Source organism: Variovorax sp. V15 (assembly GCF_041154425.1).
GTDB lineage: Bacteria > Pseudomonadota > Gammaproteobacteria > Burkholderiales > Burkholderiaceae_C > Variovorax > Variovorax guangxiensis.
This window is the reverse complement of record NZ_AP028659.1, coordinates 202165-225792: the sequence shown is the minus strand read 5'-3', so window position 1 is coordinate 225792 and position 23628 is coordinate 202165. Positions and strand designations below refer to the sequence as shown.

Genomic DNA, 23628 nt, shown 5'->3' with positions numbered 1-23628 from the left:
CGACATGCTGAACTTCGAACTCCTCAAGACCGACCCCGACAGCCACGCGCGACGCGCCACGCTCACGCTCAACCACGGCAAGGTGCAGACGCCGATCTTCATGCCCGTGGGCACCTACGGCACGGTCAAGGGCGTGATGCCGCGCAGCCTGGAAGAGATGGGCGCACAGATCATCCTGGGCAACACCTTCCACCTGTGGATGCGCCCGGGCCTCGACGTGATGGCCAGCTTCGGCGGGCTGCACCAGTTCGAGAAGTGGGACAAGCCCATCCTCACCGACTCCGGCGGCTTCCAGGTGTGGTCGCTGGGCGCGATGCGCAAGATCAGCGAGGAGGGCGTGAAGTTCGCGTCGCCCGTCAACGGCGACAAGCTGTTCCTCACGCCGGAGGTCTCGATGCAGATCCAGACCATCCTGAACAGCGACATCGTGATGCAGTTCGACGAGTGCACGCCCTACGACACCAAGGGCCACATCACGACCGAGGCCGAGGCGCGCGTCTCGATGGAGCTGAGCCTGCGCTGGGCCAAGCGCTGCCAGGCGGAATTCACCCGCCTGCAGAACCCGAACGCGCTCTTCGGCATCGTGCAGGGCGGCATGTACGAGAACCTGCGCGAGGAGTCGCTCGCGGCATTGGTCGACATGGATTTCCCCGGCTACGCCATCGGCGGCGTGAGCGTGGGCGAGCCCAAGGAAGAGATGCTGCACATCATGGGCCACACGCCGCACCGGCTGCCCGCGAACAAGCCGCGCTACCTGATGGGCGTGGGCACGCCCGAGGACCTGGTGCAGGGCGTGGCCGACGGCGTGGACATGTTCGACTGCGTGATGCCCACGCGCAATGCGCGCAACGGCACGCTCTTCACCCGCTTCGGCGACCTGAAGATGCGCAACGCGCGCCACAAGAGCGATCCGCAGCCCATCGACCCGAGCTGCACCTGCCACGCCTGTGCGGGCACCTCGGGTGTGAGCTGGAACGACGGCGGGCGCGAAGGCTTCAGCCGCGCCTACCTGCATCACCTGGACCGCTGCGGCGAGATGCTGGGGCCGATGCTCACCACCATCCACAACCTGCACTACTACCTGAACCTGATGCGTGAGATCCGCGAGGTGCTCGACGCGGGCACGTTCACGGAGTTCCGCGCGCGCTTCAAGTCCGACCGGGCGCGAGGAGTCTGAAAAAGAAGCAGCCGGCAGCTACTTCAGCGGCTGGATCGGCAGCGGCGTGGCGTAGGGCTCGATGCGCAGCGCATCGTTCCTGAACACCACGATCTGCCTGAGCGGCGCCTGCACCAGCGCGCCGCCCGCGTCCTTGCTCGAGGCGTACTGCCACAGGGTGAGCTGGCCCTTGGCGGCGAGCTGGGTCGCCAGCCGCTCGACCGCGGGGCCGGCGCCTGCCCCGAGCATCGCGGCGTCGGCGCCGACGATCACCTCGTCGCGCGCAGAGACCACCTTGAAGAGCTGCACGCCGGATGCTGCGGCCTGCGCCCGCACGGAGCGCACCGCCAGCGCGGCGGGAACGAGCATCGCGAACGCAATGAGGGTGCGGCGGCGGGGAAGTGCTTGGGTCTTCATGGGAGCAAGCGTAGCCACGCCCGCGCGCGCCGCCCATTCGCCGGAAGCCATACATCGGATACACCGGCCGGCCGCTATCCGCTACGCTTGCCGTCCGTCTCCGACTCCGTTGCCACACGCCCATGACCGACGCATCACAACTTTCGCCCTACACCGCCCGCTATCCCTCGCTGGCCGGACGCACCGTGTTCATCTCCGGCGGCGCCAGCGGCATCGGCGAATCGCTTGTGCGGGCCTTCCATGCGCAGGGCGCGAAGGTCGGCTTCTGCGATCTCGACACCGCCGCCGGCAACGCGCTCGCGGCGCAGCTGCAGGGCGAGCACCCCGCGCTCTTCGTGCCCTGCGACGTGACCGATACGGCCGCCCTCGCGGCCACCATCGACGCGGTGCGCCAGCGCTTCGGGCCGGTGTCGGTGCTGCTGAACAACGCCGCCAACGACCGTCGCCACGAGATGGCCGACGTGACCGACGAGGACTTCGACCGCCTCGTGGCCGTCAACTTCAAGCACCAGTTCTTCGCCGCGCAGGCGGTGGCCGACGACATGCGCGCGCTGGGCGGCGGCTCGATCGTCAACTTCGGCTCCATCAGCTGGATGATCAAGGGCAAGGGCTACCCGGTGTACCAGGCCTGCAAGGCGGCGGCGCGCGGCCTCACGCGCTCGCTGGCGCGCGACCTGGGCAAGCAGAACATCCGCGTGAACTCGATCGTGCCGGGCTGGGTGATGACCGAGCGGCAGATCAGGCTGTGGGTCAAGCCCGAGTCGGGCGCGGAAATCGATGCGGCGCAATGCCTGCCGGGGCGCGTGATGGCGGAGGACATCGCTGCGATGGCGCTCTTCCTGGCCGCCGACGATTCGCGCATGTGCACCGCGCAGGACTACGTCGTCGACGCCGGCTGGACCTGAAAAAAAGCCTCGCGCATCGCGCGAGGCTTTTTCTTTCGAGAACACCGAGGAACCGGCGTTGCCGGGCCGCCGGTGTTGCGCTCAATCCCGCAGTTCTGCGGGCACCGTACCGCCGTTGGCGGCCAGCTTGGTCATGACCTGGCGGTGCAGCCAGATGTTCATCTTGGCGCTGTCGCTGGTGTCTTCGCCGTAGCTCAGCTCGGCTGCCAGCTGCTTGCGCGCTTCGAGGCTGCTGTCCAGGCCCAGAAGCTTCATCAGGTCGACGATGGAGGTGCGCCAGTTCAGGTTCTTCGAGCCCGGCATCGCGTCGAGCACGGCGGCCACGTCGCCCAGCGGAATGGCGGGCGGCGGCGCTGCCACGGCGGGCGCTGGTGCATCGGCTGGCGCCGCGGGGGCAGGCGCGGGGGCCTCGGCGGCTTTGGCGCCCGGGAAGATCTTGGAAAGGATGCTGCCAAAAATGCTCATGCTTTTGCTCCGTCGAAGGGGGTGGCTGGAAGTCTGCGGCAACACTTGTGTCGCAGCCGGGGGTTGTAGCACGGCCTCGCGGCATGTCCGCTACATGACGTGTCGAAGCTTCCGCGGGCCGTGACCGAATTCGCAGACTACGCCTCGGCCGTCCCGAGGGCCGGCAACACGCGATTCGCGGCCGAGGTGCCGCACGCGTGGCAGAACTTCGAGAACGCGCTCTTGCGGGTTTCGCAGTTGCCGCAGTGGTCGAACAGGCCGATGCCGCAGTGCGGGCAGAAGTCGATCTCGTTGTTCTTCAGGTCCACCGGCCGCTCGCAGCCTGGGCACACGCTCTTGGCCAGGCGCGCGAGCGCGGTGTCGTAGCTTAATTCCTCGCGGCGCACCTGGTCGGGCTGCTGCTCCGCCAGCTTCTGCCGCGCGAGGTAGCGGTTGAGCGCGACGATGGCGTAGCGCCCCACCAGCACCGTCAGCACGATGCCCACCACGTATCGAACATAGCCGCCGTAGCTCGGCAGGTAGGGCACCAGCTCGACGAAGAAGGCGAACAGCGCGAAGAAGATGAAGCCCCACACGAAGGGCCAGTAGGTGCTCTTGCGCTTCTTCGCGAAGAGCCAGCCGGCCACCACCAGCAGCGGCAGCGTGAGCACCAGCCGGTAGGCGAACACGCGCAGTTCGATGCGGCGGTACTCGGCGTCGAGCTTGCGTTGCGCCTCGTACTCGAGCACCGACAGCGCCGTGCGCGCGCCCTGCTCGGCCTGGCGTGCGTCGAGCGCAATCTGCTGCTGCGCGTTGACCTTGCGCTGCAGCTCCTCTTCCTTCTGCTTGAAGGCGTCGAGTGCCTTGGTGCGCGCGATGAGCTCGGTGTCCTGGTCGGGCTGCGCGGTGGCGCGCCGCGTGGCGAGCCAGTTGGAGAAGGTCTCGCGCGCGTTGGTGCTGGCCTGCTGCGCGGCATTGAGCTGCAGGCGGATCTGGTCGAGGTCGCGCGCGGCCTGCAATTCGGCGGCCTCCGAGGCCTTGATGGTGGCGCGCAGCGGCTCGGCCCTGGGCTTGTCGATGAAGTCGTCGAGTTGGCGCACCCGCTCGACCTGCGGCAGGTCGCTCACCACCGTGCTGCCGAGTCCGATGAGGAAGCTCGCGAACACCAGCGCCACCAGCCAGAGGCCGCGGCGGAACCATTTTTCTGAAAGTCTCAAAGACTTGCTCATGTTGTTTTCTCCTCGTTCTTTCTCATTGCAGCTTCAGCGTCACCGGCGCCGCGCCCAGGCCGGCGCGCGGCATCCAGGCGAAAACCGAGTCGACCGTCACCGTCTCGATGCGGTCTGAAAAACGCTTGTCGTTCGGATGATCGTCGAAGGCCACGTTGGCCGAACCCACGCGCCCGCCCAGCCGCGTGAGCGGGCCCAGCTTCAGCGTGGTGGGCTCGTAGCCCTTGGACTGCATCCATGCCTGCGCCTGCGCGCGGTTGGCGACGGTGGCGGGCTCCATGGCAGCGGCCAGCGTCTCCATGGCCCACTGGTTCGACTGCTGGTACTTGCGGCCCCACGCGTAGCTCACGATGCTGTAGGGCTCGGTGTGCAGCCGCACGATGCGCGCGGGCGATTCGTTCAGCGCGGCCAGCAGGCGCGCCTGCACCTCGGGCGTGGGCACCACCCAGGCGGCCTCGTAGCGCCACGGGTCGTCGAGGAAGAACTCGCCGAGCCCCTGCCGGTAGACCTCGGCGATGGCGGTGCCGCACTGGTTGAGCTTGTGCACCACGCGCCACGGCCCGGCCTCGGTCTTGTAGGCGAAGCCGAGATGCGAATAGCGCAGGCCGTACTTGCTCAGGTCCTGCCCGGCGCGCGCCAGGAGCACGACGCGCGCGCCGCTGGTGTCGAGCGCCTGCGAGGTGCGCTCGGCCATCCGCATCCCCTTGACGATCACGTCGGGCGTGGGCTTGACCTGCTCGCAGGATCGGCCGGCCTGCGCCTGCATGGGCAACAAGGCCGCCGCGACCGCCAGCGCGAGCAGCGGCACCAGCGCGCGGCTCACGACAACCTCTCGTTGTGCAGCAGCGCGCGTCCGATGGCGTTGGGCACGAAGGCCAGCACCTCGCCGGCGGCCGACAGCACGACACCCGAGCCGATCACGGTGACGAGCACGCTGGTACCCACGGCCTTCGAGGCGCCATCGGCCGCGCGGCCCGCGACCTTGATGCTGGCGCGCGCGCCGTCGGAGGCGCGTTCGAGCACGTACACCGTGCCGTCCACCGAGGCCTCGACCGCGACCACGGCGAGGGTCGAGCCGCCCACCGACAGCGCGGCGGGCAGCGCGACCGCCGTGGTGGCCGAGGCCCCGACGGCGGAGCCCGCGACCACCACCGACGCCACCGGCATCAGCGAGAGGGCGAGCGAGGCGTCGCTCTGGGCCTGGGCCTGCATGGGAACCGCGACACCGGCGAAGACAGTGCTGGCGGCGACGAGGGCGGCGGCAATCGACTTCCTGATCATGATGAGTCTCCGTTCTTGGGGTGCGTGGGTCATTCGGTGGCGGCTGCGGCAGCAGCTTCGGCGCGCGCCATGCGGCGGCCCTGCATGCGGGCTTCGGCGATGTCGGCCTCGTGGCGGTCGCGCAGCGTCTTGGCCAGCGTGAAGGCCGAGCTGATGAGGAAGAGCCAGCTCACGCCCAGGAAGGCCTTGTAGGCCTCGTTGATCTCCATGCGCACGAGGCCCCAGCCGGTCAGGCCCATCGCGACGAAGAAGCTGCCCCAGACGACCAGCTTCCACATCGGCACGTCGCGCGCCGCTTCGGAGCCGCGCTCGGCAGCCTGCTGGCTGTCGCGCACGAACTTGGACAGCATGAAGGCGGTGCTCAGGCAGAACACGTAGCCCATCACCATGAACGCCCGGTCCAGCGCCTCGCCCGGCAGCCAGCTCAGGCCGGTGGCGCACAGGAAGACGGCGATCGCGAACGAAGCCCAGGCCTGGAACTGCCAGGCCCGCGTGTCGCGCTGGATGAAGACGGTCGTGGTCGATGAGAGGGGTTGCATGTGTGCCTCGCGGCGTAGTGAAGGTGAGCGAATGATGGTTCGCTCCCGCACCGCGAGGCTTGAATGCTTGCACCGGTGGCGGTTTCCAGCGCCTCCGGTATCCGCAATCGATACTTTTTGGGGTGTTTCAGCTGGCCAGCAGGGCGCTCACGCGCTGGCGCAGCGCGTCGGGCTGCACCTCGGCCGGCGGCACGGGGGCGCCGACGTTCAGGCCCACGCGGCTGAAGAAGCCGCGGCGGAAGGGCCTGGCCATGGCCACGCGCTCGCCGCCGCGCAGCTCGATGCGGCTGAAGTACGAGCCCCACAGGTTGGTGAGCGCCATCGGAATCACCGGCGGCTCGATGCCCTGGGCGCGCGCGCCCTCGAGGATCTTCATCACGCCGCCCTTGAAGGGCTGCAGTTCGCCGTCGCGCGTGATCGCACCCTCGGGGAAGATGGCGAGCAGGTCGCCCTCGCGCAGCACCTCCTGCGCCTTCGCGAAGGCTGCCTCGTAGGCCGCCGGGTCGTCCTTCTGCGGCGCGATCGGAATCGCCTTGGCCAGCTTGAACAGCCAGCCCAGCACCGGCACCCTGAAGATGCGGTGGTCCATGATGAATCGGATCGGCCGCGGGCTCGCCGCCATCAGCAGCACCGCGTCGATGAAGCTCACGTGGTTGCACACCAGCACGGCCGCGCCCTCGGTGGGAATGTGCGTCTCGCCCTTGATGTCGAAGCGGTAGACGAAGCGCGACAGCACCCAGGCCACGAAGCGCAGCAGGTACTCCGGCACCAGCATGAAGATGTAGAACGCCACCACCGCGTTGGCGATGCCGGTGAACAGGAAGATCTGCGGAATGGTGAAGCCCGCGCCCAGCAGCGCGCCCGCGATGACCGAGCTGCCGATCATGAAGAGTGCATTGAGGATGTTGTTCGCCGCGATGATGCGCGCGCGGTGCGTCGGCTGGCTGCGCAGCTGGATCAGCGCGTACATCGGCACGCTGTAGAGCCCCGCGAACAGCGACAGCAGCGCGAGGTCGGCCATCACGCGCCAGTGCGCGGGCTGGTGCAAGAAGGCGCCGATGCCCATGTCGTGCGTGGCGGGCGCGAGGCCGCGCGAGGCGAAGTACAGGTCGATCGCGAACACGCTCATGCCGATGGCGCCCAGCGGCACCAGGCCGATCTCCACCTGCCGGCGGCTGAGCGTCTCGCACAGCAGCGAGCCGACGCCGATGCCCACCGAGAACACCACCAGCAGCAGCGAGGCCACCTGCTCGTCGCCGTGCAGCACTTCCTTGGCGAAGCTGGGGAACTGGCTCAGGAACACCGCGCCGAAGAACCACATCCACGAGATGCCCAGCAGCGAGCGGAACACCACCACGTTCTGGTTCGCGAGCTTGAGGTTGCGCCAGGTCTCGCTGATCGGGTTCCAGTTGATGACCAGCCCCGGGTCGGTGGCCGGCGCCCGTGGAATGGCCTGCGCCACGCCCCGGCCCACCAGCGCCAGCAGCACGCAGCCCACGGCCACGCTCGTGTGGCCGACGTTCGGCAGGGCCACCAGCAACCCGCCCGCCACCTGCCCGAGCAGGATGGCGACGAAGGTGCCCATCTCGACCATGCCGTTGCCGCCGGTGAGCTCGCGCGCGTCGAGCACCTGCGGCAGGTAGGCGAACTTCACCGGCCCGAACAGCGTGGAGTGCAGCCCCATGAGGAACACGCAGCCCAGCAGCACCACCGCGTTGGCCGTGACGAAACCCCAGGCGGCGATCAGCATGATCACGATCTCGAGGTCCTTGACGAAGCGGATCATCTTCGTCTTGTCGAACTTGTCGGTGAGCTGGCCGGAGGTAGCCGAGAACAGCAGGAAGGGCAGGATGAAGAGCGCGCCGATCACAAGGCCCGCCATCGACGGCGGCATCCAGCTCAGCTGGAGCTGGTAGGTCACCATGACGGTGAAGGCGAACTTGAAGAGGTTGTCGTTCGCGGCGCCCGCGAACTGGGTCCAGAAGAAGGGCGCGAAGCGCCGCTGCCCGAGGAGCGCGAACTGGTTGGCGTGGGCGTTCTCCTCGTGAACCACTGGCGTGGCTGTTGCTGCGGCGGAGGGATTTGTCATTCGAAGAGTGCTCCTCATGCGGCCACGGCGGCGGCGCCCGGATTGTGCCGCAGCGCGGCTTCCCAGCGCATCTCCAGCTTGCGCAGCGCGAACACCACGGGCAGCCCGGCGAGCGAGGCCGTCAGGTGCTTGAGCGTGTGGCCCGACACCGTCTGCTGCGTGAATTCGTATATCTGGTGGTCGGCCATCTCGAAGCCCTTGGCCAGCACGTAGAAGAAGATCACCCAGCCCAGCTTCAGCCCCACCGACTTGCGCATCGGCGTAGCCAGCGCCAGCGTCAGCACCAGCGCCATGCCGCCGAACTGCACCAGCGCCCAGGGCATGACGTTGCCTGTCTCCTGGAACACCTCGGCCGACAGCAGCCCGGCCGTCAGCACGAACCAGGCGGCGGGCCAGCCGGCGCGCTGGCTCACCCGCTCGCACACCGCCACGCCGATCAGCCCGGCGAAGGCCACCGCCATGCCGGCGCGGTCGGCGGCGAGCCGGGGGCCGTCGGGCATGAGGTGGTAGAAGGCCGAGCCGGTGGCGGTGGCGATCAGGCCGGCAAAGAAGAGCCAGGCGCAGTCGAGCGTGTTGTCCGGCGGGTCGCTGGCCGGCGGGGCCAGCGGGAACTGCGAGAGCGCCTCCTGGTGCGAGCGGTCGATGCGGTTGAGCCGGTACAGGCCCCACAGGCCGATCACCACGAAGGGGAGGTTGCTCAGCACGTCCATGGCGTTGGGCAGCCCGTGCCAGCCGCGGGTGTCGGCGAACACCGATGCGATGGCGACATCGGCGGCCGGCAGCTCGGGGCCGAAGAAGCCGATCAGCGCGAGCAGCGCGAAGGCGAAAAGCAGCCCGCGTTCGCGGCGGCTGAGGGAGGGCAGAAGCATGGCGGTCCTCGGTGGTGGTCTGAACTGGCGCGGAATTTAGGGTCCGCACCCCTCCAGAGGCATCGAGAATCGATACGAGGTACTAATTCACACCCGGTGGTATCTCCAATTGATACTCCCTGGCGCCCGTGTACGCTTCCGCCCCATGAGTACCACCGTCGATCTCGTCCAGGCCCTGAAGAACGAACTCAAGAACGCCCGCATGACCTACGCCGACCTGGCGCGGTCGCTCGACATGGCCGAATCCAGCGTCAAGCGGATGCTGGCCAAGAGCGACATGCCGCTGTCCCGCGTGGACGCCATCTGCCGGGCGCTGAAGATCGATTTCGCCGAGCTGGCGCGCCGGGTGGCCGACGCCCAGCCGCTCCTGAAGGAGCTGACGCACGAGCAGGAGAAGGCCGTGGTCAAGGACAAGAAGCTGCTGCTGGTGGCCATCAGCGTGCTGAGCCAGTGGACGCTGGAGCAGATCGTGGCGGCCTACCGCGTGAGCGAGGCCGAGTGCATCGGCTTCCTGGCGCAGCTCGACCGCATCGGCATCATCGAGCTGCGCCCGCTCAACCGGTATCGCCTGAAGCTCGCCAAGACTTTCCGCTGGCGCCCGCACGGCCCTGTGATGGAGTTCTTCCGCGAGAACGTGGTGCTCGACTACTACAAGGGCGGCTTCGACGGCCCCGCCGAGGGCCTGCTGCTGGTGCACGGCCAGATCAGCCGCTCGCTGGCGCCCGCCTTCCTGGAACGCCTGCAGCGCGTGGCGCAGGACTTCGCCCAGCAGCACCAGACCGACCAGAAACTGGCCGCCAAGGACCGCGAGGGCTACACGCTGCTGCTGGGGATGCGGAACTGGGAGTTCGAAGCCTTCACGCGGCTCCGTCGAGCATGAACTGGCTCTCCCCCAGGCTTCGCGCACTTCGTGTCGCTACGCCAACCCCCTTCCGGGGGCGACTCCTGCGGCCCGGCGAAGCCGGTTCCGCGGTGTCCCTGGAAGGAATTCTTCAGGGCTTGGCTGATTCCAGGGTGTCGCGCATCGTGCGCGCGGCGGCCTTCGCAGCTTCGGCGAAATCGTCGCCCGGCGAGGCGTAGATGATCGCGCGCGACGAGTTCACGACGATCGGCGCATCGGGGCGCCAGCCGGCTCGCACCGTGGCGACGGCATCGCCGCCCTGGGCGCCGACGCCGGGGATCAGCAGCGGCACCGTCGGCGCGAGTTCGCGCACGCGCTCGATTTCTGCCGGGTAGGTCGCGCCCACCACCAGGCCGAGCTGGCCGTTGAGGTTCCACGGCCCCTGCGCCAGCCTGGCCACGTGTTCGTAGAGGAAGGGCTGCCCTTCGACGTCCGCCAGCCGCTGGCCCTGCAGATCGGAGCCGCCGGGGTTGCTGGTGCGGCACAGCAGGAAAGCGCCCTTGCCTTCGTGCTTGAGGTAAGGAGCGACCGAGTCGAATCCCATGAAGGGCGACAGCGTCACCGCATCGGCGCCGTAGCGCTCGAAGGCTTCCAGAGCGTACTGCTCGGCGGTGGAGCCGATGTCGCCGCGCTTGGCGTCGAGGATCACGGGCACGTCGGGCGTGTTCCTGCGCATGTGCTCCATCAGCTTTTCGAGCTGGGCTTCGGCGCGATGCGCGGCGAAGTAGGCGATCTGCGGCTTGAAGGCGATGACCAGGTCGGCCGTGGCGTCGACGATGCGGGCGCAGAAGTCGTAGATGCGGCTGGTGTCACCCTTGAACTGTCCCGGGAACCTGGTGGGCTCGGGATCGAGCCCCACGCAAAGCAAAGAACCGTTTTTTTGCTGTGCGGCGGCCAGCTTGTCGAGGAAAGTCATGGGCCGTGATTTTAATTGGCCCGTCGCCTGGGCTCAGTTCGGGCCGGGCGAGTGCTGCTCGGCGGCCAGGCAGAGGTCGGCCCAGGCGCGGGCCTTGTCCGCCGGATTGCGCAGCAGGTAGGCCGGGTGGTAGGTGGCGACCACGCAGGCCCCTTCGATGGAATCCAGCGGCACGATGCGTCCGCGCAGCTTGCCGAGCGGCTCGCCGCTGCGCATCAGGCTCTGCGCGGCCAGCGGCCCCATGGCCAGCACGACGCGCGGGGCGATCGCTGCCGCATGCTCGCCGAAGGCTTCGTCCATGGCGCGCGGGCTGCCGGGCTGGCCGGAGGCCACGCCGCGGTGGGTCCGCATGAGGTGCACGGGCGTGCTGCCGTCGTGCAGCTTCAGGGCGCGCAGCATGTTGTCGAGCAGGCGGCCGGCATCGCCCGCGAAGGCATCGCCGTGGCGGCCGTCGGCCTCGGGCGGCATGTCGGCGACGACCAGCCAGCCGCCCTGCACGGCATCGGCGGCGCCGACATCGGCATCGGCATAGAGGCGGCAGGGAGCTTCGACCAGCACGGCCGCGCCCTGCGTGACTGGCGCGGCGGCACGGGGAGCTGGCGCAGGGGCCTGCACCGGAGGGGCGACAGGCCGGGCAACGGGCGGTGGCGGTGCGGCCACCGGCATTTCGGCCTCCTGGCGCTCGTCGACGGCGGGCATGTCCTCCTCGACCGGCGCTGGAGCTTCCGGCGCTGCCGCCACCTCGACCGCCTCGGGAACGGGCCACCAGACCTTCACCCCCATCTCGTCGAGCATGGCGCGCTGGCGGGCGTCCAGCCTCAGCGTCTGCACGGCGGCGCTCATCGCAGGCCACCCCAGGCCGTCGGGCTTTCGTTCAGGCGCAGGCTCATGACGACAGCGTCCTCGCGCTTGCCGCCGTGCGCCGGGTAGTAGCCCTTGCGCACGCCGACGCTGCGGAAGCCCTGGCGCAGGTAGATGTCGAGCGCGCGCTGGTTGCTCTGGCGCACTTCGAGCCAGAGCCACTGGGCGCCCTCGGCGCGCGACCAGCCGCCCAGCGCCTCGAGCATGAGCGGCGCCCAGCCCTGGCGCTGGAAGGCCGGCGCCACGGTGATGTTCAGCAGGTGCACCTCGTCGACGCCCTTCATGGCGACGAAGTAGCCGATCAGCGTCTCGCCCAGCTGCGTGACCGGCGAATCCACGCCCGGCGCCGTGCCGGGGGCCAGCAGGCACTGGCAGTGGTAGCCCACGGCCATGGAATCGGTGAAGTTGGCGCGCGTCCAGGGGTGGCTGTAGGCCGTCTGCTCGACCGCGCAGACGGCATCGATCCGCTCGACGGTGAGCGGTTCGAGGCGGGCTTCGACGGGCTGGAGGACGGCGCTCATGCGAGGGTGGCTAGCGTTGTGCTGCGGCAGCCTTGATGGCGGCGCGCTCTTCTGTGGTTTGCGCCACTTTATCGCGAACATAGAGCGGCCAGGCCTGCGCGGCCGGCACGGTGCGCCCGGCGGCGAGCAGCGCGGGCGCCAGCCGCAGCATGGCCGCGGCCATCGGCAGCGCCTCGTGGCGGGCGGCGGCCGGGGCCAGTCGCGAACCGTAGGCGGCGAAGGCATTGCCGGCGAGCGCCCAGCCGGCAGGCACTTCGAGCTCCTCGGGCGCCAGCAGCAGCGGCTCTTCGCCGCCCTCGGGCTGGCCCAGCGGGCCGTGCGCCGCGAAGTCGTAGCGCGCGGCGTAGACCTGCTCCATGCGCGCGTCCAGCGCCGCCACCACCTGCTGCGCGCCGAAGGCATGGCGCGCTTCCTCGGCCACCGCGAGCAGCGTATCGACCGGCAGCAGCGGCACCTTGGCGCCGTAGGCCAGGCCCTGCGCCACCGAGCAGGCGGTGCGCAGCCCCGTGAAGGAGCCCGGGCCGCGGCCGAAGGCGATGGCGTCGAGCTCGGCCAGCGCGAGCCCGGCTTCGCCCAGCAGCTGCCGGATCAGCGGAAGAAGGGTGCTGGAGGCCTGCGCGCCGCCGGCGCCCTCGTGCGCCAGCAGCCTGTCGCCATGCAGCACGGCCACGGACAGGTGTTCGGTGCTGGTGTCGAAGGCGAGCAGCTTGGGCGAGAAGGGAGACATCCCTGCGATTATCGAGCGCCGGGCAATTCCGAAGCCCCGCCTGCGGTATCGGCAGCTTTCCCGCCGTCGGCATCGTCGCTGCGCAGGATCGCCAGCCCCGCCCGGCGCAGCGGCACCAGCGCCGCTGCCGGCGCCTGCGGCGAAACCAGCAGCGTGCCGACCGACGCCACCGGGTTGACCACCCAGGCCGAGGCAGCGCCGATCTTTTCCGAGGACGCCATCACCACCGTCTCGGCCGCCGAGCCCATCAGCGCGCGCTTGATCTCGGCCTCTTCCAGGTCGCCGGTGGTCAGCCCGGCCTCGGCGTGCACGCCGGTGACGCCCATGAAGTAGGTGTCGGCGTGGATGCGCGAGATGGCCGCCATCGCCGCCGAGCCCACCGCCACCATCGAGTGGCGGAAGAGCCGTCCGCCGACCAGCACCACCTCGATGCCCGCGTGCGAGGCCAGCTCCACCGCCACCGGCGGGCTGTGCGTGACCACCGTGGCGCGCAGGTTCACCGGCAAGTGGCGCGCGAGTTGCACGGCGGTGGTGCCGCCGTCGATGAACACCACCTGCCCCGGCTTCACCAGGCGCGCGGCGGCGCGGCCGATGGCCACCTTTTCGTCGGGCGCGAGCTGCTGGCGGCCGGCGAAGTCGGCCTCGGCCGCCGCCAGCGGCAGCGCGCCGCCGTGCACGCGCAGCAGCAGGCCCTCGCCCGCCAGCTCGCGCAGGTCGCGGCGGATGGTGTCTTCCGACAGGCCCAGTTCTTCGCTGAGCGACTTGGCGACGACATTGCCGTCGCGCCGCAGGACCGAGAGGATGTGTTGCTTGCGCTGGCTGGTGAGCATCGGCCGATGGTATCGGCTGGCGTCGCCTTTTGCACGATTTTTCTTGTTATTGCACGAACATGCACATATGCTCGGCGCCATGACTCTTCAAGACCGCGTCCGGGTGCACGAAGTCACCCTCCTTTCCGACAACTGGTACACCCTGCGCACCACCGCCTTCGACTGGCGCCGCAACGACGGCCAGTGGCAGCGCATGCACCGCGAGACCTACGACCGCGGCAACGGCGCCACCCTGCTGCCCTACAACCTGCTGCGGCGCACGGTGCTGCTCACGCGCCAGTTCCGCTACCCGGCTTTCGTCAACGGCCATGACGACCTGCTGATCGAGGCCGCCGCCGGCCTGCTCGACGACGCGGCGCCCGAGGAGCGCATCCGCGCCGAGGTCGAGGAAGAACTCGGCTACCGGCTCGGCGAGGTGCGCAAGGTGTTCGAGTGCTTCATGAGCCCGGGCTCGGTCACCGAGAAGCTGCATTTCTTCGTCGCGCCCTACGAATCCTCGATGCGCGTGGGCGAAGGCGGCGGGCTGGCCGAGGAAGGCGAGGACATAGAGGTGCTCGAAACCGGCATCGACGAGGCACTGGCGATGGTGGCGGACGGCCGCATCGCGGACGCCAAGACGGTGATGCTGCTGTATCACGCGAAGCTGCATGTTTTCCCGCCGGGATAATGGGCGGATGCCTTCTGCCTTTCGCCGCGCGGCCTGCGCACTGACTCTCGCAACGCTGTCGTCCGCCGGCGCGTTCGCCCAGCAAGCCCTTCCCACCCAGGTCGACGCCGCCCTCGCCCGCGCCAAGGTGCCGCGCGAGTCGGTGACCATGCTGGTCGCCGAGGCCGACGGCACGCGCCAGCCGCGCCTGGCGTGGCGCACGCAGGCGCAGGTGAACCCGGCGTCGATCATGAAGCTGGTGACCACCTACGCCGCGCTCGACCTGCTCGGCGCGGCCTACAGCTGGACCACGCCGGTCTACGTCGACGGCACGGTGAACAACGGCGTGCTCAACGGCAACCTCTACATCAAGGGCCAGGGCGATCCGAAGCTGGTGCTGGAGCGCGTGTGGCTGCTGCTGCGCCACGTGCAGGGGCTGGGCATCACCACGGTGAGCGGCGACATCGTCCTCGACCGCGGCGCCTTCGAGACCACGGTGGAGGGCGACCCCGCCGCCTTCGACGGCGAGCCGCTGCGCCCCTACAACGCCTCGCCCGACGCGCTGCTGGTGAACTTCAAGTCGGTCAACATGACCTTCGCGCCCGACCGCGCCGGCCAGGTCGCGCGCGTGAGCTACGAGCCTCCGCTGGCCAGCGTAGCCATGCCGCAGACCGTGGCGCTGGTGCCCGGCGAATGCGGCGACTGGCGCGGCACGCTGCGCGCCGACTTCTCCGACGTGAACCGCATCCGCTTCAACGGCGGCTTTCCCAGCGGCTGCGGCGAGAAGAGCTGGGCCGTGGCCTATGGCGACCCGCGCACCTATGCCATGCGCGCCATCGGAGGCATGTGGGCCGAGATGGGCGGGCGCGTCGGCGGGCAGATGCGCGAGGGGCGCGTGCCGGCGGGGCTGAAGCCGGCGTTCGAGTTCGAGTCGCCGCCGCTGGCGGAGGTGATCCGCGACGTCAACAAGTACAGCAACAACGTGATGGCGCAGCAGCTGTTCCTTACCATCGGGCTGGCACAGAAGAACCGCGGCACCTTCGAGGCCTCGCGCGCGGCCATGGGCCAGTGGTGGCGCGATCGCATCGGCACGGGCGAGGCGCAGCCGGTGTTCGAGAACGGCTCGGGCCTGTCGCGCGACGAGCGCATCAGCGCCGCCGCACTCGGCAGGATGCTGCAGGTGGCGTGGCGCTCGCCGGTGATGCCGGAGCTGATGTCCTCGCTGCCGGCCATGGGCGTGGACGGTACGCTGAAGAAGCGCACGCTGCGCTCGGGCGGCTCGGCGCACCTGAAGACGGGCACGCTGCGCGATTCCTCCGGCGTGGCCGGCTACGTGGACGGCGCGAGCGGCCGGCGCTACGTGCTCGTGGCCATCGCCAACGGCGAGAACGCAGGGGCCGCGCGCGCGGCCTTCGACGCGCTGGTCGACTGGGCCTCGCAGGACAACTGAAGGCTTCCCGCTGGCCTGTAGCGCTGAGTACTGAAAACTTCTGAGGGCAAACGCCCGGTTGCGCGCGGCCTTGCCGCTGCACAGAATCGGACGGTCGTTCGATTCCACGCAAGCCAGGCGCCGACCGGCGCAGGAGACATCACTTGAACCAGCCTCAAACCCAGCCCTCCCGCCCCCTGCGCAAGACCGCCGCCTTCACGGCCGTCGCAAGCGCCGCGACATTGCTGCTGCTCGCCGCCTGCGGCGGGGGTGGCGGAGGCGGGGGAGGCATCGGCATCGGCGTGGGCGTCCCCCCGCCGGCGGCAGACAACGGCCGGGGCTCGGTGGTCACCGACCCGCCCGAGAAGACAGCCGCGCTGACGGCCACGCAGTTCACCGCCAGCCTGCAGGCCAGCGACCAGGGCAAGGCCCTGCTGCAGGTGGCGGGCACGCCCAAGTGCGGCGTGGACCTGCGCTACCTCGAATACCGCACCGTCGGCGCGAAGAACGAGGCCACCAACGCCACCGCCGCCATCATGGTGCCCACCGGCTCCGACGTGGCCTGCAGCGGCCAGCGCCCGGTGGTGCTCTATGCCCACGGCACCACCGCCGCCAAGGCCTACAACCTGGCCAAGTGGACCGACAGCACGCAGGCGGCCGCCGGCGAGGGCCTGATGATCGCCGCCATGTTCGCGGCGCAGGGCTATATCGTGGTGGCGCCCAACTACGCGGGCTACGACAAGTCGACGCTGCCCTACCACCCGTACCTCGACGGCGACCAGCAGGGCAAGGACATGGTCGACGCGCTCACCGCGGCGCGCAAGACCTTCTCGGGCATCGGCGCGAACGATGCCGGCTCGCTCTTCATCACCGGCTACTCGCAGGGCGGCTACGTGGCGATGGCGGCGCACCGCGAGATGCAGGCCACGGGCAAGGCGGTGACGGCGTCGGCGCCGCTGTCGGCGCCCTCGGCCATCAGCCTGCTGACCGACTACACCTACCTGGGCTGGCCGGCGCTGGGCGCCACGCTGTTCGTGCCGCTGCTGTCGACGAGCTGGCAGCAGCAGTTCGGCAACGTCTACGGCTCCACCAGCGACGTGTACGAGGCGCAGTACGCCAGCGGCATCGACACGCTGCTGCCCAGCACCTCGCCTGGCACCTTGTTCAGCAGCGGCAAGCTGCCCCAGCTCGCGCTGTTCCCGGCGAACGCCACGCCGGGGCCGGTGAGCCCGGAGCTGTCGATCTTCTACGGCGCCAACAACCTCATCAAGCAGAGCTTCCTGACGCAGGCGGCGGGCGACATCCAGGGCAACCCCTGCCCCGGCAACGCGCTGCCGGCCACGGCCGCTTCGCTGAGCACCACATCGCCGCTGGACTGCAAGCCTTCCACGGGCTTCCGCAAGGCCGCCATCGCCAACGACCTGCGCAACTGGGTGCCGACCCGGCCGATGCTGATGTGCGGCGGCGCCAACGACCCGACGGTGAACTTCGTGAGCACCCGCGCCACCTCGGGCTACTTCCGCGCCAAGGGCATGCCGTCCAGCATTCTGTCCGTGGTGGACCTGGAGGACTCGGCGGCCATCGACGCCTACTCCACCGCCCGCGCCGGCTTCGCGCAGGCCAAGGCACTGCTCGCGCAGAACACTTCGGGCAGCGCATCGGACAAGGCCCAGGCCGTCACGCTGGCATACCACGGCACGCTGGCACCGCCGTTCTGCCTGGCGTCGGCCCGTGGCTTCTTCCAGGGCGTGCTCGCAGCCGGAGGCTGAACGAAGAGCCCATTCCAGGAACACCGCGGAACCGGCTTTGCCGGGCCGCTGGTGTTGCCCCCTGCAAGGGGGTGGGCGGCCACACGAAGTGGGCAAGCCTGGGGGTTAGCCAGGTTTAAGCGGCCGATGCGCGCTGCAAGCGGTCTTTCACGCCTTCCCATTCGTGCGTGTCGGGCGGCGTCTCGACCCAGATCAGCTTGACGCCTTGCGCGTCGAACTCGCGCAGCACTGCGAACAGCAGTTGCGCACTCGCTGCGGCGTCGTCGGGCATGCGCCGCAGCAGCACGCGCTGCGAGCGGCTGCGCACCGCAGCGCGCGACCACACTGCGATGTGGGCGGCGTTCGCGCCGAGCACGTCGAGGCCGGTCTGGATCGACTTGGCGTCCATCAGCCGCACCTTGGCGTTCGGGGCGTAGTGCGCTTCGAGCGTGCCCGATGCGCGCGGATCGGGCGTCTCGAGCACCTCGCGGTCGGCGAGCTTCTCGCCGCAGGCGGCCTCGATCTGGGCACGCGTGATGAGGCCGGGGCGCAGCAGCACGGGCGCGCCACGGCTGCAGTCGACGATGGTCGACTCGATGCCCACGTCGCAGGGGCCGCCGTCGATCACCAGCAGCTCGTCGCCGAACTCGTCGTGCACGTGCTGGGCGGTGGTCGGGCTGACGCGGCCGAAGCGGTTGGCACTCGGCCCCGCGAGGCCGGGCACGCCCTGCTCGGCGCAGGCTTCGAGCAGCGCCTGCGCCACCGGATGCGAGGGGCAGCGCAGGCCGATGGTGTCCTGCCCGCCCGCAGCCGCGGCACCCACGCCGGGCTGGCGCGTGACGATCAGCGTGAGCGGCCCCGGCCAGAAGGCCTGCACCAGCTTCTGCGCGAAGGGCGGCAGCGGCTGCGCGAAGCGCGAGAGCGACTCCGTGCCCTTGGTGCCGGCCGCCACGTGGACGATCAGCGGATGGTCCGACGGCCGGCCCTTGGCCTCGAAGATGCCGGCGACGGCGGTGTCGCTGCTCGCGTCCGCGCCCAGGCCGTAGACGGTCTCGGTCGGGAAGGCCACCAGCCCGCCGGCGCGCAACACGCGCGCGGCCTCGGCGATGGCTTCGGGAGAGCGGCCGTCGAGGATCATGCGAGATCGGCGGTGGCCACCGCCGGCAGGCCCAGCAGCAGCGCCGCCTGCGAAGCCGTGGCGCGCACCGCCTCCAGCGTGGCGCCGGTCAGCGTGAGGTGGCCCATCTTGCGGCCGCGGCGGGGTTCGATCTTTCCGTAGAGATGCAGATGCGCGCCGGGCAGCGCGAGCACCTCGCTCCAGCGCGGCGCGACAGGCTTGTCGGCCTTGTTGTCGGCGCCCCCGGGGAACCACAGGTCGCCCAGCAGGTTGAGCATGATGGCCGGGCTGTGCTGGCGCGGCGCGGCCAGCGGCAGGCCCGCGAGCGTGCGCACCTGCAGCTCGAACTGCGAGACGTCGCAGGCTTCCATGGTGTAGTGGCCGCTGTTGTGCGGGCGCGGCGCCATTTCGTTGACCACCAGCGAGCCGTCGGCCAGCGCGAAGAACTCGACGCACAGCACGCCGACGTAGCCCAGGCCATTGGCGATGCTCTTGGCCGAGTTGATGGCGCCCTGCGCCACCGTCTTGGGCATGTTCTGCGGGTGCACCTCGGTCACGGCCAGGATGCCGTCTCGGTGCAGGTTGCGCTGCGGCGGGAAGTGCACGATCTGGCCGTCGCGGCCGCGCGCGAGGATGACCGAGCACTCGAATTCGAGCGGCAGCATCTTCTCGAGCACGCAGGGCACGCAGCCCGCGGCCTGCCAGGCCTCGACCAGCTCGTCGCGCGTCTTCACGCGCTGCTGGCCCTTGCCGTCGTAGCCCAGGCGCGCGGTCTTGAGGATGCCGGGCAGCAGGTTGTCGTCGATGGCGGCGAGCTGCGCGGCCGTTTCGATGACGGCGTAGGGCGCGCAGGGCACGCCGCAGCGGGTGAAGTGCGCCTTCTCGGCGATGCGGTCCTGCGCGATGGCGATGGCCGGCGCGGCGGGCGACACCGGGCGCGCCACCGCGAGATGCTCCAGCGAGGGCGCGGGCACGTTCTCGAACTCGGTGGTCACCGCGTCGGCCAGGCCGGCCAGACGGGCGAGGCCGTCGACGTCGTCGTAGTCGGTATGGATGTGATGATGGCTCACGCGGCCGGCGGGGCTGTCGGTGTCGGGGTCGAGCACCGCGGTGAAGTAGCCCATGCGCTGGGCGGCATGGACGAACATCCGCCCCAGCTGTCCGCCGCCGAGCACGCCGAGCGTGGCGCCCGGGAGGATCGGCAGGTCGCCGTTGCGGCCGCTCACAGGGCACCCCCGCCTTGCGGCGAGAAGGGAGATACGGGAGCTGCCTCGCCGGCGGGCGGCGGGGGCAGGGTCATGGCCTCGGCGGCCGCCGTCTGCGCGGCGCGGAAGGCGTCGAGCTTCGCGCGCAGGGCCGGGTCGTTCACCGCCAGCATCGACACCGCGAACAGCGCCGCGTTGGCCGCGCCGGCATTGCCGATGGCGAAGGTGGCGACCGGCACGCCCTTGGGCATCTGCACGATGCTGTAGAGCGAATCGACGCCCTGCAGGTGGCGGCTGGCCACCGGCACGCCGAGCACCGGCACCGTGGTTTTCGACGCCAGCATGCCCGGCAGGTGGGCCGCGCCACCCGCGCCGGCGATGATCGCGGCAAGGCCGCGCCCGGCGGCGCTTTCGGCATATTCGAAGAGCGTGTCGGGCATCCGGTGGGCCGAGACCACCCTGGCTTCGTGCCCGATTCCGAATTGCTGGAGAATCTCGACCGCGTTGCGCATCGTCTCCCAATCGGAGTTCGAGCCCATCACTACACCGACCTGAATGGTTTCGTTCATGGTTTCAATTTTACGTTTCACCCCCAGCTGGTTCCGATGATCGACATCACTCTCGAAAATTTCCAGGCCGAACTGATCGAAGCCTCGGTCGCCACGCCGGTGCTGCTGGACATCTGGGCCGAATGGTGCGGCCCCTGCAAGCAGCTCGGCCCGGTGCTCGAAAAGCTCGAAGTCGAGTACGGCGGTCGCTTCACGCTGGCCAAGCTCGACGCCGACAAGGTGCCGCAGATTTCCTCGCAGCTGTCCGAGATGTTCGGCGTGCGCAGCATCCCCTTCTGCGTGATGTTCAAGGACGGCCAGCCGGTGGACGGCTTCGTCGGCGCCATCCCGGCCGAGAAGATCCGCGAATTCCTCGACAAGCACGTGCCCGGCGCCGACGAAGCCGAAGCCGCCTCCGAGGAAGCGGCTGCTCAGGAAGCGCTGGCCGGTGGCGACACCCAGGGCGCGCTCGAGAAGCTGCAGCACGCGGTGGCCACCGACCCGGCCAACGACGACGCCCGCTTCGACTACGTGAAGCTGCTGCTGCAGGAGGGCCGCATCGACGACGCCAAGGTCGCCTTCGCCCCGGTGATCGCCAAGACATCGCTGGTGCGCCGCTTCGACGCGCTGCAGCGCTGGATGGACGCTATCGATTTCGCAGCACCGCCTTCTGGGGCCGCGCCTTCCATCGCCGATTTCGACGTGAAGATCGCTGCCAACAAGCGCGACTTCGATGCCCGCTTCGGCCGTGCCCGCCTGCTGATGGCCGCGCAGCGCTGGACCGACGCGATGGACGAGCTGCTCGACATCCTGATGCGCGACAAGGCCTGGAGCGAAGACCTGGCGCGCAAGACCTACATCGCGATCCTCGACATCATCGAGCCGCCGAAGGTGAAGGTGGCCGACGGGCAGATCCCGCCGGACGACCCGGTGGTGGCTTCGTACCGCCGCCGGCTCAGCAGCATCGTGCTGAGCTGACCGTTCTCCACTCGGGAAGAAAGCGACCTCCGGGTCGCTTTTTTCATGGTCCGGCGGCAGGGGGCACGGCATTGGCGGGCCAGGCGCCGTCGCATACGATCACGCCCGATTCAACTTGTTGCAGATCGAAAAAGGAACACTGGCCATGCGCTCCTTCGCCCGCCGCACCGCGCTCTTCCCCGCCCTTGCCGCCACTGCCCTGCTGGCCACGCTGGCCGGTTGCGGCAGCGGCATCAGCCTCGACGAGCCGATCGAGGGCCCGGCCTGGCAGCTGGTGCAGCTGGGCGAGGAGCCGGTCGCGCCGGGCAACGGCGCCCAGGTGCAGTTCGACCGCAGCAGCGGACGCGTCAGCGGCTCGGGCGGCTGCAACCGCATCTCGGGCACCTTCACGCGCACCGGCGTCGCCCTGAGGATCGGCCAGATGGCCTCGACCCGCATGGCCTGCACCGATCCGACGCGCGGCGCCAACGAGGCGCAGTTCATCTCGGCGCTGCAGAACACCACGAGCTACCGGCTGGCGGGGCCGAACCGGCTGGCCCTGCTCGATGCCAACGGGCGGACGGCGGCGCTGCTGAGCAGCGGCGGGGGGCGCTGAAGAAGACTACTTGGCCGATGGCGTATCGACCGTCAGCTGGATCTCTTCGGTAGCTAGCCCCTGATCGGAGATGCTGACGTCCACAGTGCCTTTTGCATCGGCCTTCACCATGACGCGTACGGTGTACTGATTCGGTCCGGAGACAAGAACTTCCAAGGTTGCCGGCCCCTTGGCTGATGCCATCGGCGGCTTGGCAACGCCGTTCACGGTGATGAGGTAGCGCTGGCCGGGCTTGACCTTTGCATCCTCGGCCGGGGAAACGGTCATGGCGCTGCTACCGCCGGCGCAACCCGGATTTCGGGCGGCTGCCTTGCGCGCATCGTTGAAAGTCAGAAGGCGATTGCTCAGAGGACGTCGTGCGGCATAGATCTCCGCCGTGCTGGCAGCAAGAGAGACAGCGATGACATCGGCCTCCAGAGGCCCGCAGTCGCGGCGGCCAGCTGCCTTGCAGGCATCAATCACCTTTCTATTTGCGGCGGTGGCGGCGACCGCTTCCGCAGCTTTGGCCCGCTTGAGCGCCGCCTGGGACTCCTTCAGATTCTTCTGGGCTCGCGCGGAAGCGTCCTCGGACTCCTTCTTCTGAATCGCGGCCAACTCCGCCAGCAGTTTCGCCTTCTTGGTCTTGGCTGTCGGCGCACCGGCAGGCTCTTCGCCAAGCGTCTCTTCGTCTTTGCTGTCGGCGCCCGTTTCGGCGTCCGACTTCTTCCCGGCCGCATCTGCCGCCGGCCGACCTGCACCTTCGGAGTCGCCTTGGGTGCTCTCACTTGCGGCGTCGATCTTGACCGCCCGGAACTTGCCGATGATTCCCGTGGCTTGGGTGACCAACTCGTCAGGGCTGGATACCGTCTTGTTGGCCGCGTTGATATGTGCAGCCACGCGGGCAAAGACCAGATCGCCCTCCCGCATCAGGATGACCCCGCTGTTCCCGAGCTGGGAGTACAGCTGCTCGCTGGAAGCGAGGGTCTTGCGCGCCCGCCACAAGGCCGAAGCAGCCTCGCGGCGCACATGGGCCTGCGGCAGTTCGCTGTCACGGGCGTAGCGCAAGACGGCCTGAGCCCCGAGCAACTGCGCGTCGAGCTTGTTGATGGCCTGCGTCAGTCGGTATTGCTCGGCCCACATCCTGTCGAAGCTCCCGACCTCCAGCCGCAACGGCTCAATGGTCAGCATGGCGCAGGTCAGTCCGAGAACGCCTTCGACGTAAGCCTTCTCCTGATTGGGATTGACGAACCAGTTGCTCGCCGAATAGGCGGTGAAGCCCACGGCGCCGGCCATTGCGAGCCGGGTCTTCTCGCGATCGCTGGTGACACCGGATTTCAGGCCCCCATATAGCGCGGCAGCCGTCACGCCCAGCAAGCCGAGTTGCGTCATCGTGCGAACGCGTGCCTGCGCCGACAGCGAGTCGAACCACTCGCGGCGCTGGTCTTTCAAGGCACCCAGCGCGCCCTGCAGGTTGCCGGCAAGGGGCCTGGCGTTGGCGAGAGCGACTTCCTCGTAGCCGAGCTGGTTGATCGGTATGTCGGCGCGCTTGCTGCGCTGGTACGGATCGATGCTGCTGCAGCCCGCAATGGCCACGATAAGCCCCGCCGCCACGCAGCGCTGCCACCCACGAACGCTTCTTCCGGTTTCCATCTTCCCCACTCCCTCATGTTCTGTACGCACATGATGGCGGGGCGGGGA

General features: G+C 69.3%; 25 protein-coding genes. 8 read left to right on the top strand and 17 right to left on the bottom strand.

Annotation, left to right across the window (positions count from 1 at the left end; genetic code table 11):
* Window positions 1-4 precede the first annotated feature (4 nt).
* Complete coding sequence (tgt, locus tag ACAM57_RS01085) at window positions 5-1177, top strand: tRNA guanosine(34) transglycosylase Tgt (RefSeq protein ID WP_369660431.1); 1173 nt, start codon at window positions 5-7, stop codon at window positions 1175-1177.
* Window positions 1178-1195: 18 nt separating this feature from the next.
* On the opposite strand, the gene ACAM57_RS01080 is transcribed toward tgt, so the two are convergent.
* Window positions 1196-1573, bottom strand: coding sequence for a hypothetical protein (locus ACAM57_RS01080; protein ID WP_369660430.1), 378 nt, complete (start codon window positions 1571-1573; stop codon window positions 1196-1198).
* Window positions 1574-1695: 122 nt separating this feature from the next.
* Between ACAM57_RS01080 and ACAM57_RS01075 the strand changes: the two genes are divergently transcribed.
* Entirely contained in the window at window positions 1696-2478 is a 783-nt protein-coding gene (locus ACAM57_RS01075) for an SDR family NAD(P)-dependent oxidoreductase (RefSeq protein ID WP_369660429.1), read from the top strand.
* 81 nt (window positions 2479-2559) lie between these two features.
* Here ACAM57_RS01075 and ACAM57_RS01070 read toward each other — a convergent pair whose 3' ends face one another.
* The 7 genes from ACAM57_RS01070 to ACAM57_RS01040 form a co-directional block, all read right to left on the bottom strand.
* Complete coding sequence (locus ACAM57_RS01070; protein WP_019653942.1) at window positions 2560-2943, bottom strand: DUF3597 domain-containing protein; 384 nt, start codon at window positions 2941-2943, stop codon at window positions 2560-2562.
* 137 nt (window positions 2944-3080) lie between these two features.
* Window positions 3081-4151, bottom strand: coding sequence for a serine endopeptidase (locus ACAM57_RS01065; protein ID WP_369660428.1), 1071 nt, complete (start codon window positions 4149-4151; stop codon window positions 3081-3083).
* A 22-nt stretch (window positions 4152-4173) separates the two neighbouring features.
* Window positions 4174-4974 carry a DUF2145 domain-containing protein gene (locus ACAM57_RS01060; RefSeq protein ID WP_369660427.1) on the bottom strand — a complete coding sequence of 267 codons (801 nt, stop codon included), beginning with the start codon at window positions 4972-4974 and terminating at the stop codon, window positions 4174-4176.
* A complete protein-coding gene (locus ACAM57_RS01055; protein WP_369660426.1) occupies window positions 4971-5432 on the bottom strand; it encodes a hypothetical protein in 462 nt (153 codons plus the stop codon). The genes ACAM57_RS01060 and ACAM57_RS01055 overlap by 4 nt, the downstream gene beginning before the upstream one ends.
* Before the next feature lie 29 nt (window positions 5433-5461).
* Complete coding sequence (locus tag ACAM57_RS01050) at window positions 5462-5971, bottom strand: YiaA/YiaB family inner membrane protein (RefSeq protein ID WP_369660425.1); 510 nt, start codon at window positions 5969-5971, stop codon at window positions 5462-5464.
* 127 nt (window positions 5972-6098) lie between these two features.
* Window positions 6099-8060, bottom strand: a complete 1962-nt coding sequence (locus tag ACAM57_RS01045) for an MFS transporter (RefSeq protein ID WP_369660424.1) — start codon at window positions 8058-8060, stop codon at window positions 6099-6101.
* 14 nt (window positions 8061-8074) lie between these two features.
* The gene (locus ACAM57_RS01040; protein WP_369660423.1) at window positions 8075-8929 is read right to left on the bottom strand and encodes a hypothetical protein; all 855 of its coding nucleotides are present in this window, start codon (window positions 8927-8929) and stop codon (window positions 8075-8077) included.
* Window positions 8930-9074: 145 nt separating this feature from the next.
* On the opposite strand from ACAM57_RS01040, the gene ACAM57_RS01035 reads away from it, so the two are divergent.
* Complete coding sequence (locus ACAM57_RS01035) at window positions 9075-9809, top strand: helix-turn-helix transcriptional regulator (RefSeq protein ID WP_019653935.1); 735 nt, start codon at window positions 9075-9077, stop codon at window positions 9807-9809.
* A 112-nt stretch (window positions 9810-9921) separates the two neighbouring features.
* Here the strand turns inward: ACAM57_RS01035 and pyrF are convergent, their stop codons facing one another.
* The 5 genes from pyrF to ACAM57_RS01010 are packed head-to-tail and all read right to left on the bottom strand — an operon-like array spanning window position 9922 to window position 13685.
* Window positions 9922-10746 carry an orotidine-5'-phosphate decarboxylase gene (gene pyrF / locus ACAM57_RS01030; protein ID WP_369660422.1) on the bottom strand — a complete coding sequence of 275 codons (825 nt, stop codon included), beginning with the start codon at window positions 10744-10746 and terminating at the stop codon, window positions 9922-9924.
* A gap of 33 nt (window positions 10747-10779) precedes the next feature.
* A complete protein-coding gene (locus tag ACAM57_RS01025; protein WP_369660421.1) occupies window positions 10780-11589 on the bottom strand; it encodes a uracil-DNA glycosylase family protein in 810 nt (269 codons plus the stop codon).
* Window positions 11586-12128 (bottom strand): ribosomal protein S18-alanine N-acetyltransferase, encoded by a 543-nt coding sequence (gene rimI, locus ACAM57_RS01020; RefSeq protein WP_126021165.1) that lies wholly within the window; start codon window positions 12126-12128, stop codon window positions 11586-11588. Before rimI ends, ACAM57_RS01025 begins: the two co-directional genes overlap by 4 nt.
* Window positions 12129-12138: 10 nt before the next feature.
* A complete protein-coding gene (gene tsaB, locus ACAM57_RS01015) occupies window positions 12139-12855 on the bottom strand; it encodes a tRNA (adenosine(37)-N6)-threonylcarbamoyltransferase complex dimerization subunit type 1 TsaB (RefSeq protein WP_369660420.1) in 717 nt (238 codons plus the stop codon).
* An 8-nt stretch (window positions 12856-12863) separates the two neighbouring features.
* Complete coding sequence (locus ACAM57_RS01010) at window positions 12864-13685, bottom strand: DeoR/GlpR family DNA-binding transcription regulator (RefSeq protein WP_369660419.1); 822 nt, start codon at window positions 13683-13685, stop codon at window positions 12864-12866.
* 79 nt (window positions 13686-13764) lie between these two features.
* Here ACAM57_RS01010 and ACAM57_RS01005 point away from each other — a divergent pair, with 79 nt between their 5' ends.
* From ACAM57_RS01005 to ACAM57_RS00995, 3 genes are all read left to right on the top strand, one after another.
* Window positions 13765-14352 (top strand): GDP-mannose pyrophosphatase, encoded by a 588-nt coding sequence (locus ACAM57_RS01005; RefSeq protein ID WP_369660418.1) that lies wholly within the window; start codon window positions 13765-13767, stop codon window positions 14350-14352.
* Between the two features lie 7 nt (window positions 14353-14359).
* Window positions 14360-15781: a D-alanyl-D-alanine carboxypeptidase/D-alanyl-D-alanine-endopeptidase gene (dacB, locus tag ACAM57_RS01000; protein ID WP_369660417.1), complete on the top strand. Its 1422-nt coding sequence runs from the start codon at window positions 14360-14362 to the stop codon at window positions 15779-15781.
* 143 nt (window positions 15782-15924) lie between these two features.
* The gene (locus tag ACAM57_RS00995; RefSeq protein ID WP_369660416.1) at window positions 15925-17529 is read left to right on the top strand and encodes an alpha/beta hydrolase family protein; all 1605 of its coding nucleotides are present in this window, start codon (window positions 15925-15927) and stop codon (window positions 17527-17529) included.
* Between the two features lie 115 nt (window positions 17530-17644).
* On the opposite strand, the gene ACAM57_RS00990 is transcribed toward ACAM57_RS00995, so the two are convergent.
* The 3 genes from ACAM57_RS00990 to purE are packed head-to-tail and all read right to left on the bottom strand — an operon-like array spanning window position 17645 to window position 20399.
* Window positions 17645-18646, bottom strand: coding sequence for an L-threonylcarbamoyladenylate synthase (locus tag ACAM57_RS00990; protein WP_184639481.1), 1002 nt, complete (start codon window positions 18644-18646; stop codon window positions 17645-17647).
* Window positions 18643-19851 (bottom strand): 5-(carboxyamino)imidazole ribonucleotide synthase, encoded by a 1209-nt coding sequence (locus tag ACAM57_RS00985; protein WP_369660415.1) that lies wholly within the window; start codon window positions 19849-19851, stop codon window positions 18643-18645. Before ACAM57_RS00985 ends, ACAM57_RS00990 begins: the two co-directional genes overlap by 4 nt.
* Window positions 19848-20399 carry a 5-(carboxyamino)imidazole ribonucleotide mutase gene (purE, locus tag ACAM57_RS00980; RefSeq protein WP_019653924.1) on the bottom strand — a complete coding sequence of 184 codons (552 nt, stop codon included), beginning with the start codon at window positions 20397-20399 and terminating at the stop codon, window positions 19848-19850. Before purE ends, ACAM57_RS00985 begins: the two co-directional genes overlap by 4 nt.
* A gap of 36 nt (window positions 20400-20435) precedes the next feature.
* On the opposite strand from purE, the gene ACAM57_RS00975 reads away from it, so the two are divergent.
* Together ACAM57_RS00975 and ACAM57_RS00970 are read left to right on the top strand one after the other, a co-directional pair.
* Entirely contained in the window at window positions 20436-21356 is a 921-nt protein-coding gene (locus tag ACAM57_RS00975) for a tetratricopeptide repeat protein (protein ID WP_369660414.1), read from the top strand.
* Window positions 21357-21501: 145 nt separating this feature from the next.
* Window positions 21502-21951 carry an META domain-containing protein gene (locus tag ACAM57_RS00970; protein ID WP_184639475.1) on the top strand — a complete coding sequence of 150 codons (450 nt, stop codon included), beginning with the start codon at window positions 21502-21504 and terminating at the stop codon, window positions 21949-21951.
* Between the two features lie 6 nt (window positions 21952-21957).
* On the opposite strand, the gene ACAM57_RS00965 is transcribed toward ACAM57_RS00970, so the two are convergent.
* The gene (locus ACAM57_RS00965) at window positions 21958-23580 is read right to left on the bottom strand and encodes a hypothetical protein (RefSeq protein ID WP_369660413.1); all 1623 of its coding nucleotides are present in this window, start codon (window positions 23578-23580) and stop codon (window positions 21958-21960) included.
* Between the last annotated feature and the right edge of the window lie 48 nt (window positions 23581-23628).